Here is a 10,116-nt window from a genome sequence, read left to right on the forward strand (position 1 = left end):
TCCGCTTCCGGCATTTGCTCACGACGTGCCGCGAACGGATGCAAATGTCGGAATCGGACCACTAGGGGATGCCGATGCAAACCGTCTTCTCGAATGACGGCAGCTTTTTGAGTCTTTCATAATAACGAATCACGTTCGGAAGGTCCGGGCGACGCAGCGGAAGATTAAGCCAGCGATGCACCGCCATGCCCAGCGCGCTGTCGGCAAGTGTTATCTCCGCTCCCACAACATACGCGCCCGTTTTTTCAAGTCGGTCGTCGAGGATCGCGAAAAGCCGGTTCGCTTCAGCCTCGCACTCGGTCGCCTCGCGGTCCGTATACTCGCCGATCCGGAGAAAATGGCGCATGAAAAGAACCCGAAGCGCGGGCGAGACATGCCCCAGCTTCCAGTCAAGCCACTGATCGACCCGCGCGCGCCTTTGTAAATCAACGGGATAATAGCCATCGGGCCCATATTTCGCGGCGAGATAGCGCAGGATGGCGTGACTTTCCCACAGCGTGAACGATTCGTCCCGGAGCACGGGCACCAGCCCGTTCGGATTAAGGCCTAGAAAATCGGGCGTATTCGTCGGTCTGAATTCGCGCCCGCAATCGATACGCCGATAGGGAATACCGGCATCTTCCATAAAGAAGAGCACCTTTCTGACATTCCACGCTGTTGGACGTCCGTAAATCTCGATCACTGCTTGCTCCTCAGTGCGCGATCCGACTATCAAACTTTTCAGGCTCTCGCCAAACTTCGAAACGAAGACGCGGATTTTCTCTGCATCCCGAAACGGCACTATACTTGAAGCCCTAGATTAATTCTTTTTTCACGAGCGTTCTCAAGGCTTAAGAGAGCCTCTGAGCTTGTGGCAGATTGACACAAATCCCGCTTTTTCTGTCAATTCTCATTGACACCAAACACCTCTGGAATATGGTCAAGCCGTAGAGCCGCACGCGGCCCTCACAGAGAAAAACCAAATCCTTGAAGGAGTTACACATGGCTGACCCAAATAAGGTCTATCCGACGGGTTTGACGCTGGCGGAAGCCGAAGAGCTGCACGGCTACGTCATCAACGGCACGCGCGTCTTCGGTGCGGCGGCTCTTGTCGCGCACTTCCTCGCGTATGCTTTCACGCCTTGGCTTCACTAATCAATCTATCAAACTGGAGAGCTGAAAATGGCTGATACTGATGGTCAACACGGCATCTGGCTGGTCGTCCCCCCGAAGGTCGGTCTCCCGCTGCTTCTCGGCACCGTCACGCTGATCGCCGTGCTCGTGCACGCGTCGCTGATCGGACACACGAAGTGGTTCCCGGCTTACTGGGAAGGTGGCACGAAGACTGTTGCCACCCAGGTGAAGTAATTCACTTTTTTTGCGCCGTCTGACTGAGTTGCGATTGCGAAAGCGTGGGCTCCGTTTCGGGGCAGCTTTTTCGTAGTAGCATCTTCGGTTGGACGGCGTTTTTATATCTGCGCGCGGTTTCTCACCCGCCGCCGTAGCGTAGGTGCCTTGTTGGTTCGGTCGTGCCAAGCCTTGACAGGCAGCGCGGCTATTTTTGTGCTTTCTGGGCCCTTCCTTCTCGGTGAGGTTGCGGATCAGTTGCGTGCTCGCTAAAAGACGCTGCGAGCAAGGCCATTTCATTGTCTGCGTTCCTCAAATTCGCCGCGGTTCGATTGTCTAATGAACCGCGAGGCTGAAGGGCATGGCAAGCGGGCGATCGTCGTTTTTCGGTCGTAAATATTAATTGCGATCTTCGGGGTTATTCACAGCTTTTTACCAGCGTAATTTTACCCCCGCCAAAGAAAACTTTCGTATTTTTTTTCGTATTACTTCGCTCTTCGGACGGAATGCCGCGCCTTGCGAGTTTAGCCGCGACTTTTTGCGCGTGTCACATCTTTTTCTTACTGCTCAACCTTGCGTCATAATGCCCCAAAGCCGATTTCGGCTGTCAAATCCGGTTGACGCATGCGATTGTCAGCATATGCTTACACCCGAGCTGCCATAAGAAACAAGTCCGCTCGACAGGCAGCTTGTGAGCACCCCGCGTGCGGGTTCCAGCACGAAACCAGCAGGTCCTTTTAAGGAGGTACTATCATGGCTGATCCGGTGAAGGTTTATCCGACGGGTCTTACCTTGGCGGAAGCCGAGGAGTTGCACGGTCACGTCATCAACGGCACCCGCGTGTTCGGCGCGATTGCGGTTGTGGCGCATGTTCTGGCCTACATCTACACCCCCTGGCTCCACTAATCTTTCTTTCTCATCTTAAATAGGAGAATTCACTATGGCTGATACTGATGGACAGGCCGGCATCTGGCTCGTCGTTCCCCCGAAGGTTGGTCTTCCGCTCCTTCTCGGTACCGTCACGCTGATCGCCGTGCTCGTGCACGCGTCGCTGATCGGGCACACGAAGTGGTTCCCGAAGTACTGGGACGGCGCTGCCGCCAAGACCGCTTCGATCGAAACCTCGGTCGTGCGCTAAATCGCTTCGTCTCGCTGCCCGCACCGAGGGCTCGGATCCCATGGGGTCTTGGGCCTTCGCTTGCACGGGCATAGTGAGACGGCACCTTTCGGCGTCTCTCGTTCGCGGGAGACATCGAACGGTCTGCGCGAGCGATCGAGCGCCGTCGAAGCCGGAAGATTTAAGCCTGCGCGCAGCTCACAAAGCTGCTTCGCGCAGGCTGCCGTGGCTGATCGTGACCTTCATCATGGATGAAGCCGCGTTTTGGGGACAAGCCAGAAGCCGAAGGCTGTCTGGACACGACACGGGCAGAGAAGGCGGTGCGAGGGCGATGGGGTCGCCTTGCGGCGCTTTGAGGCGTTTCTGAACAAGCGCTCCTTTCCGGTCGCATATTCGGCGAAGGTTTTATGAGGCCATACGGCCCCTTCTGTTGGAGTTGCTTGATCGATGACTTCTATCAGCCAGCGAGTAACGGGTTTCGTTTTTTCGCGCGGCGCGGGCTTCCTGCCCTTCGCGGACGCTGCGACGCCGGAACTTCCACTGTCCCGTCTTCTGCGCCTGTCCCTGTTTCAGGTTTCAGTCGGCATGGCGCTCGTGCTTCTCGTCGGCACCCTCAACCGCGTGATGATCGTGGAACTGAACGTTCCCGCTTCCGTGGTCGCGATCATGGTGTCGATGCCGCTGTTTTTCGCGCCCTTCCGCGCGATCATCGGGCACCGCTCCGACACACATAAATCCGTTCTTGGGTGGCGTCGCGTTCCGTTCATCTGGCAGGGTTCTCTTGTGCAGTTCGGCGGACTGGCGATCATGCCGTTCGCCATTCTGATCCTGTCCGGCCAAGGTGAGATGCATGTCCCGGTCTGGATCGGGCATCTCGCGGCTGGCTTCGCATTCCTGCTCGTCGGTGCCGGGCTCCACACCGTTCAGACGGTTGGCCTGGCCCTTGCTACCGATCTTGCGCCAAAGGAGTCTCAGCCGAAGGTCGTCGGCCTGATGTACGTCATGCTGCTTTTCGGCATGATCGTGAGCGCAATCATTTTCGGCCTTCTGCTGACCGAGTTTACGCCGGGCCGCCTGATTCAGGTCATTCAGGGCGCGGCCGTGGCAACGCTCGTTCTGAACACGATCGCCCTTTGGAAGCAGGAAGCGCGCCGCCCCTCCCGTCTGCTGACGGAAGAGGAGCGCAATCAGAAAGACCCGACTTTCCAAGAATCCTGGGCCGCTTTCGTCCAAGGCGGCAGCGCGATTCGTCGCCTTGTTGCCGTCGGTCTCGGCACGGCCGCCTTCAGCATGCATGACGTTCTGCTTGAGCCCTATGGCGGCCAGATTCTGCATCTCTCGGTCAGCGCCACAACGAAGCTCACGGCCACGCTCGCGGTCGGTGGCCTTCTGGGCTTCGCGCTCGCGTCGCGTGTACTGAGCCGCGGCTTCGATCCTTTCCGGATGGCTTTTTACGGCGCGCTGGTGGGCATTCCGGCTTTCCTCGCGGTAATCATGGCGGCTCCGGCGTCGCAGCCTTGGCTTTTCGTGGTCGGCACGTCGCTGATCGGGTTCGGCGCTGGCCTTTTCGGCCACGGCACACTGACCGCCACCATGAACCTCGCGCCCAAGGATCAGACGGGCCTCGCGCTCGGAGCATGGGGCGCGGCGCAGGCGACGGCTGCGGGCTTCGCGGTCGCGAGTGGCGGCATTATCCGCGACATCATCTCCAACTGGGGCGACCAGTCCTTCGGTCCGGCGACGGGTTATATCGTCGTCTACTCGATCGAGATCGTTCTCCTCCTCGCGGCGCTGATCGCCATGATCCCGCTGCTGCGGGCGAAGGCCACAGCGCCTTCGAAGGAAGAAACACCGGCGAGCGACATACGCCCTGATGCAGTGCCTGCGGACGCCTGATCGTCCAACGGGCTCCGCTTGCCGGAAGCCGCGCTTCAATCAAAAAGAGCCTCCCGCGATTTATGCGCGAGAAGGCTCTTTTCTATTCAAACGCCGTCGATCTGGGGTCAAAAGCGGGGGCGTTGCGGCCCCCTTACCACTGCGGTGACGTCGCTCAGGTCGTTACAGGCGGCGTCCATTTCTCGCGCATAGTCACGAGTTCTTCCGCCATCGTCGGATGCAACGCGATCGTGTTGTCGAAATCGGCTTTCGTCGCGCCCATCTTAACCGCGATAGCAAGGGCCTGAATGATCTCGGCCGCATCCGGGCCGAGGATGTGCACGCCGATCACGCGATCCGAATCGGCATCGACCACCAGCTTCATGATCGTGCGCTCGGGTCTTCCGGCCAGCGTGTTTTTCATCGGGCGGAACGCTGCCTTGTAGATGTCCACCGCGCGGAACATCTCGCGCGCCGCCTCCTCGGTATAGCCGACCGTGCCGATTTCGGGTTGCGAGAAGACGGCCGTTGGCAGAAACGCAAGGTCCACCGGGTTCGGGTTGTTCTTGTAAACCGCCTCGATGAAGACGACGCCATCGCGGATCGCAACCGGCGTCAGGTTCACGCGGTCGGTCACATCGCCCACCGCGTAGATGCTCGGCACCGAGCTTTGATAGCTGTCGTTCACCATCACGCGACCATTCCAGCCGCATTTGACGCCGAGGCTCTGAAGCCCAAGCCCGACCGTGTTGGGGCGTCGGCCCGTTGCAAACATAGCCAAGTCGCAGGCGATACGCGTGTCGCGATTTGTCGCCACAATCAGCCTCGCGTCGGTCTTCTCGATGGCAACCGGTTCCGTGTTGCAGGTGATCGTGATGCCGTGCTGCCGCATGATCGAGGTCAGCCCCTCGCGCATGTCGTGGTCGAAGCCGCGCAGAATTTCGCCGCCGCGATAGACAAGCTCGACATCAACGCCGAGGCCGTTGAAGATTCCCGCGAATTCCACGGCTATGTAGCCGCCGCCGACGATCACGATCTTCTGCGGCAGTTCTGCGAGGTGGAACGCCTCGTTCGAGGTGATGGCGTGTTCGATTCCCGGAATATCGGGCAGGAAGGGATGCCCGCCCGTCGCGATGAGGATGCGTTCCGCTGTGACGGTGCGATCCTCGGCCAGAAGCCGCACGGTGTGCGGACCCACCACTTCGGCGCGGCTGTTGAACACGGTGCCGCCCGCCGCCTCAACGCCGCCGGAGTAAAGCCCGCTGAGGCGCTCGATTTCCTTGTCCTTCGCCGCAACAAGCGCTTTCCAGTCGAACCGCTTGCCTTCGACCGTCCAGCCATAGCCGCTCGCGTCGTCGATGGCGCGGCCGAATTCGCTCGCGTAGACGAACAGCTTCTTGGGCACGCAGCCGCGCACCACGCAGGTGCCCCCGAATTTGTATTCCTCGGCAATGGCCGTGCGTACGCCGAGCTTCGCAGCGAGGCGCGCTGAACGGACGCCGCCCGAACCGCCGCCGATGACAAAGAGATCGTAATCGAATGTCATGAGTTTCTTTGTGGTTGCAGCTCCGGCGATGTTCGCATGAGCTTCATTGATCGCCAAGCCGATAGCAACTCCTGCTCCCCGTCGTCGTCAGATCGGTGAGCCGGTCTTGTCCAGATCGTCGAGCGAGCGTTCGAGGCCCTGCCGCGTTTCTGGCGACAGGCGATCCGCGAGCTTCTCGCGCCATTTATCGATGAGCGCCTGCCACTCGTCTGTGACTTTCTCACCCTCGCTCTTCGCCCGCTCGCGCACCTGCGCCTTGCGATCGAAATCCTCGAAGGATTTCTCCGCCTGAAGGATGTCATCCTTCGTGAACGCGGTGGCGGCGACCACGGTATTGCTGAGAAGGTCGAAGCCCTTCGCGAAGGAAGGGGTGAGAACGAAGCGGTGCAACGTGTCGAGGTCCGCATCCGAAAGCACGGAGGCCACGACCGAGGGCGCGAGCGCCAGCACGAGCGCCTTTCGCATATTATAGGTGAATTCGAACTCGTCGATCTGCGCCGCCAGTTTCGCGCGCTCCTCCTCGGAGACGGGAGCGGTCGGCAGATAAACGTCCCGGGCAAAGCGCTTCACGCGCGCCACGGTGTCTTCCAGATGCGAGATGCGAATGAGGTCTTCGACCACGGCCTGCGCCTTGCGAACCTTCGCGGCGGAGGGCACCGAAACCGCATTCCCATCGAGGCCGGGCAGACCCTTCAGGTTCTTCGCGGCATCAAGCTGCTTCGCCCAGGCCGAGAATTCCGACACGATACGACTGTCTTCATAGGTGTAGCCGGTCATGAGCTTCGACGCCGCGTAAAGCACGTCAAAGCCTTTGCGCACCGCCGGAAGATCCATCATGGCGCGGACATCGGCGATCTCGTCGCGGCTCGCTTCGCGCGCAAGCTGCGCAGCAAAGTCGGAGACGATCGCGCCGCGATTCTCGGCAAGCGCAACGTCGAGTTCCTCCCCCGCCTTGCGCATATAGTCCATCGCAGTGAGGAGTTTCGCGAGTTGCGCCGTCATTTCCGGGTTGGGGTCCGGCATGCCGGGATAGCCGCCCTGAATGATCTCGCGCATCATCGGGATGTAAACGTCGCGCAGGGTGCGCTGCAAATCGCCGTAGATTTCCGCCGCGTGGCTGGCCGTGAGAATTTCCTCGATCAGTGCCTGCGCGACCCGCTTCGCTTCGGGATCGACGGGCTTTGCCTCACGGTTGGCGGGCGCTGAAGCGGGGGGCGGCGTTTCCAACGCAAGCGCTACGCCGCCCGCGAGGGCGGCACATGCCATGAATAATGCGGGGATGATCGATCTCAAGCGCATGCCGTTGCTCCTGTATCAGCCCCGCCATTCAGAGCCTTCTCGCTTATTAATGCGAAAAGCCTCCATTTCTTCATGAGGCGGTTCGTCGAGTGAACGGCGTTCACTTCGCTCTGAAGCGCATCAACGGCACGGCTTCGCTCGTGGAGCGAATTTGACATTTGAGTTCCGGTTGCTGCGAGTTGGCGCTCAAATGTCGAATTCAAAGCTCCACTTGACTCGTGAAGTTGCTAGCAATCGGCGATCAGATGGCCGCCATCCGTGCGAAACGTGTCGCCCGAGGCGGTGCGGCGAAGCGCGATGCTGCCCTGACAGCCAGCGTCTTCGGCGGCGGCTTCGATCATGGCGAGCGTGGCGGCCACGCCGAAATCCACGATTTCCACAGGCAGCGGAAATTCGCCGAGCTGCTCCACATATTTCGATGCGTCCGCGATGATGATGACGCGGTCGGACGCGAAGGCCACGATCTTTTCGCGCAGAAGCGCGCCGCCGCCGCCCTTCAGCAGGTTCAACTGCGGGTCGATCTCGTCCGCGCCGTCGATGGTCAGATCGACATCGGCGATGGTGTTGAAGTCCGCGATCTTGATGCCGCGTTCCTCCGCGAAGCGCTTCGTCTGCTCCGAGGTGGCGACGCAGGTGAGATCGAGGTCTTCCGTCTTCAGCCGCTCCGCGAGGAGTTCGATGAAGGCCGAAGCCGTGGAGCCCGTGCCGAGGCCGAGCACCATGCCCGGTTCGACGAATTTAAGCGCTTCGGCAGCAGCCTCGCGCTTCAGGTTTTGAATGTCGGTCAATCCGAAAGTCCCCCAAGATACATGTATTTGAGTTCGAGAAATTCCTCGACGCCGTGGCGTGAGCCTTCGCGGCCGAGGCCAGATTCCTTGACGCCACCGAACGGTGCGACCTCTGTCGAGATAATGCCTTCGTTGGCGCCGACAATGCCGAATTCGAGGCGCTCCGTCACGCGCCATACGCGGGCGACGTCGCGAGAATAGAAATATGCCGCAAGGCCGTAGGGCGTGCCGTTGGCAAACGCGATGGCTTCGTCCTCGGTCTTGAAACGGAACAGCGGCGCGACCGGGCCGAAGGTTTCTTCCGTGGCCACGCGCATCTCGGGCGTGACATCCGCGAGCACCGTCGGCTCGAAGAAGGTGCGGCCGAGCGCGTGACGCTTGCCGCCCACGAGGAGCCGCGCGCCCTTCGCGAGCGCATCCGCGACGTGGTCTTCCACCTTTTTAATGCCGGCTTCGTTGATGAGCGGCCCTTGCTCGACGCCCGCCTGCAAGCCGTCGCCGACCCTGAGCGCGGCCACGCGCGCGACGAGCTTCGCAGCGAAGGCATCATAGACGCCGTCCTGCACGAGGATGCGGTTCGCGCAAACGCAGGTCTGGCCCATATTGCGGAATTTGGAGATGACAGCGCCTTCCACGGCCTTGTCGAGGTCAGCGTCGTCGAACACGATAAAGGGCGCGTTGCCGCCAAGTTCAAGCGAAACCTTCTTCACCGTATCCGCCGACTGGCGCATGAGAAGCTTGCCGACCCGTGTCGAGCCGGTGAAGGTGATCGCGCGCACGAGCGGGTTTGCGGTGAGTTCGGCACCGATGGCCTCGGCATCGCCCGTCACGATATTGAAGACGCCGGGCGGAAAGCCCGCCTGCTCGGCTAGCGCACCGAGCGCCAGCGCCGTCAGCGGCGTATCGGGTGCGGGCTTCACAACCACCGTGCAGCCAACCGCAAGCGCGGGCGCAACCTTGCGCGTAATCATCGCGAACGGGAAATTCCAGGGCGTGATTGCGCCGACAACGCCGATGGGCTGCTTCATCACGATGACGCGGCCGCCCTTGCGCGGGGAGGGGACCGTCTCGCCATAGATGCGTTTGGCTTCTTCGGCGAAGAACTCGACGAAGGCCGCGCCGTAGGCCACTTCGCCGCGCGATTCCGCCAGCGGCTTGCCCATCTCCACGGTCATGAGGCGCGCCAGCGATTCCGCGTGCGCCAATTGCAGGTTGTGCCAGCGCTTGAGGATCGCCGCGCGTTCTTTCGCGAGCAGCCCGCTCCACGCGGGAAACGCCTTGTGCGCCGCCTCGATGGCGTCGCGGGTCTCCACGCGTCCGAAATTCGGCACACGCGCAAGGAAAGCGCCGGTCGCCGGGTTGACGACCGGCAGCGCCGGCTCGCCCCGCCATTCGCCCCCGATCAGACAGCGATCACGGAGCAGTGACTTGAAAATCTGGTCCATGACTTCCCTTATCAGCGGATCTGACATAATGCCGCGCCAGCTTCAAAACCACAAGAGCCACCGGCTAGCCGCATCTGTTCCTCAAAAGCCACAAACTCTTAACAAATCCCCTTCAATCACAGGATGCATTTGATCTTCTTTGCAACCGGTCATAAATGTGGGCCAGCAGCCTTGCGAGACACGTCGCAGGCAAGGAACGACGGAGCCCCCAATGACGAGCGTCTTATCACCGGTCCTGTCAGAAAGCACTCCCAATTCTCAAGCCCAGTCGGCCGAAAGCGCGGATTTCGCATTTCTTTCTCAACAAGATAGCCGTGAATACCTCGCCGACATGCTGAAAGAACTCAGCGTTATCGCCGGCCATGCCGAGCTTAATCGCGCGCGTGAACTGATCGAAGCGGCCCTTGCCGAGATCGAGCCGTCGAAGTCTTGACAGGGCGTCGCCACAAACCCGGCTGACATGTGATCGGCTTGCGGATTGGCGGTGTTAGCTGTCCTGAGGCTCGGCGCTGTGTTCAACGGCTGATTGCAAGCGCGGGCGGCGATGCGCTAGGCCTTCCCGCGCGCGATCAAAGACGAGCGGTAGGGCCTTGTCTTCGTCCGTTGCCCCCGTAAGGTCGCAGTTCTTCCTGATGTTCGGCGACGAACGAGATTGCAAGCCTGCGCTTTTCGGTGCCTCGCTTCAAGTTTGCACCAGAAACGCGTGCAATCGCATCGCAA

11 protein-coding genes are annotated in these 10,116 nt (G+C 60.5%); 6 read left to right on the top strand and 5 right to left on the bottom strand.

The window, feature by feature from the left end:
* Window positions 1-61: 61 nt before the first annotated feature.
* On the bottom strand, window positions 62-781 hold the full coding sequence (locus T281_RS13870) for a glutathione S-transferase family protein (RefSeq protein ID WP_052037503.1): 720 nt from the start codon (window positions 779-781) through the stop codon (window positions 62-64).
* Between the two features lie 200 nt (window positions 782-981).
* Here T281_RS13870 and pufB (T281_RS13875) point away from each other — a divergent pair, with 200 nt between their 5' ends.
* The 5 genes from pufB (T281_RS13875) to T281_RS13895 all read left to right on the top strand — a co-directional run bounded on the left by pufB (T281_RS13875) (window position 982) and on the right by T281_RS13895 (window position 4,339).
* Window positions 982-1,134, top strand: a complete 153-nt coding sequence (pufB, locus tag T281_RS13875; protein WP_013419929.1) for a light-harvesting antenna LH1, beta subunit — start codon at window positions 982-984, stop codon at window positions 1,132-1,134.
* Between the two features lie 27 nt (window positions 1,135-1,161).
* Window positions 1,162-1,347, top strand: a complete 186-nt coding sequence (locus T281_RS13880) for a light-harvesting protein (RefSeq protein ID WP_037240393.1) — start codon at window positions 1,162-1,164, stop codon at window positions 1,345-1,347.
* Window positions 1,348-2,076: 729 nt separating this feature from the next.
* Entirely contained in the window at window positions 2,077-2,232 is a 156-nt protein-coding gene (gene pufB / locus T281_RS13885; RefSeq protein WP_127077862.1) for a light-harvesting antenna LH1, beta subunit, read from the top strand.
* A 34-nt stretch (window positions 2,233-2,266) separates the two neighbouring features.
* Complete coding sequence (locus T281_RS13890) at window positions 2,267-2,464, top strand: light-harvesting protein (protein ID WP_013419932.1); 198 nt, start codon at window positions 2,267-2,269, stop codon at window positions 2,462-2,464.
* 426 nt (window positions 2,465-2,890) lie between these two features.
* The gene (locus tag T281_RS13895; protein ID WP_037240395.1) at window positions 2,891-4,339 is read left to right on the top strand and encodes a PucC family protein; all 1,449 of its coding nucleotides are present in this window, start codon (window positions 2,891-2,893) and stop codon (window positions 4,337-4,339) included.
* Between the two features lie 154 nt (window positions 4,340-4,493).
* On the opposite strand, the gene gor is transcribed toward T281_RS13895, so the two are convergent.
* The 4 genes from gor to T281_RS13915 form a co-directional block, all read right to left on the bottom strand.
* Window positions 4,494-5,864 carry a glutathione-disulfide reductase gene (gene gor / locus T281_RS13900; protein ID WP_037240403.1) on the bottom strand — a complete coding sequence of 457 codons (1,371 nt, stop codon included), beginning with the start codon at window positions 5,862-5,864 and terminating at the stop codon, window positions 4,494-4,496.
* An 87-nt stretch (window positions 5,865-5,951) separates the two neighbouring features.
* On the bottom strand, window positions 5,952-7,163 hold the full coding sequence (locus tag T281_RS13905; protein ID WP_155955256.1) for a hypothetical protein: 1,212 nt from the start codon (window positions 7,161-7,163) through the stop codon (window positions 5,952-5,954).
* Window positions 7,164-7,390: 227 nt separating this feature from the next.
* Window positions 7,391-7,951, bottom strand: coding sequence for a ribose-5-phosphate isomerase RpiA (rpiA, locus tag T281_RS13910; RefSeq protein ID WP_081796816.1), 561 nt, complete (start codon window positions 7,949-7,951; stop codon window positions 7,391-7,393).
* Complete coding sequence (locus T281_RS13915) at window positions 7,948-9,396, bottom strand: NAD-dependent succinate-semialdehyde dehydrogenase (RefSeq protein WP_037240399.1); 1,449 nt, start codon at window positions 9,394-9,396, stop codon at window positions 7,948-7,950. Before T281_RS13915 ends, rpiA begins: the two co-directional genes overlap by 4 nt.
* A gap of 211 nt (window positions 9,397-9,607) precedes the next feature.
* Here T281_RS13915 and T281_RS18870 point away from each other — a divergent pair, with 211 nt between their 5' ends.
* Complete coding sequence (locus tag T281_RS18870; protein WP_013419938.1) at window positions 9,608-9,829, top strand: hypothetical protein; 222 nt, start codon at window positions 9,608-9,610, stop codon at window positions 9,827-9,829.
* The last annotated feature ends 287 nt before the right edge of the window (window positions 9,830-10,116 follow it).

Origin of the sequence: Rhodomicrobium udaipurense JA643, assembly GCF_000636015.1 — a bacterium.
GTDB lineage: Bacteria > Pseudomonadota > Alphaproteobacteria > Rhizobiales > Rhodomicrobiaceae > Rhodomicrobium > Rhodomicrobium udaipurense.

Excerpts from the sequence above, each read along its gene's own strand:
- pufB (WP_013419929.1), top strand. The coding sequence starts at position 982 with ATGGCTGACCCAAATAAGGTCTATCCGACGGGTTTGACGCTGGCGGAA.
- T281_RS13880 (WP_037240393.1), top strand. The coding sequence starts at position 1,162 with ATGGCTGATACTGATGGTCAACACGGCATCTGGCTGGTCGTCCCCCCG.
- T281_RS13890 (WP_013419932.1), top strand. The coding sequence starts at position 2,267 with ATGGCTGATACTGATGGACAGGCCGGCATCTGGCTCGTCGTTCCCCCG.
- T281_RS13895 (WP_037240395.1), top strand. The coding sequence starts at position 2,891 with ATGACTTCTATCAGCCAGCGAGTAACGGGTTTCGTTTTTTCGCGCGGC.
- gor (WP_037240403.1), bottom strand. The coding sequence starts at position 5,864 with ATGACATTCGATTACGATCTCTTTGTCATCGGCGGCGGTTCGGGCGGC.
- T281_RS13905 (WP_155955256.1), bottom strand. The coding sequence starts at position 7,163 with ATGCGCTTGAGATCGATCATCCCCGCATTATTCATGGCATGTGCCGCC.
- T281_RS13915 (WP_037240399.1), bottom strand. The coding sequence starts at position 9,396 with ATGGACCAGATTTTCAAGTCACTGCTCCGTGATCGCTGTCTGATCGGG.
- T281_RS18870 (WP_013419938.1), top strand. The coding sequence starts at position 9,608 with ATGACGAGCGTCTTATCACCGGTCCTGTCAGAAAGCACTCCCAATTCT.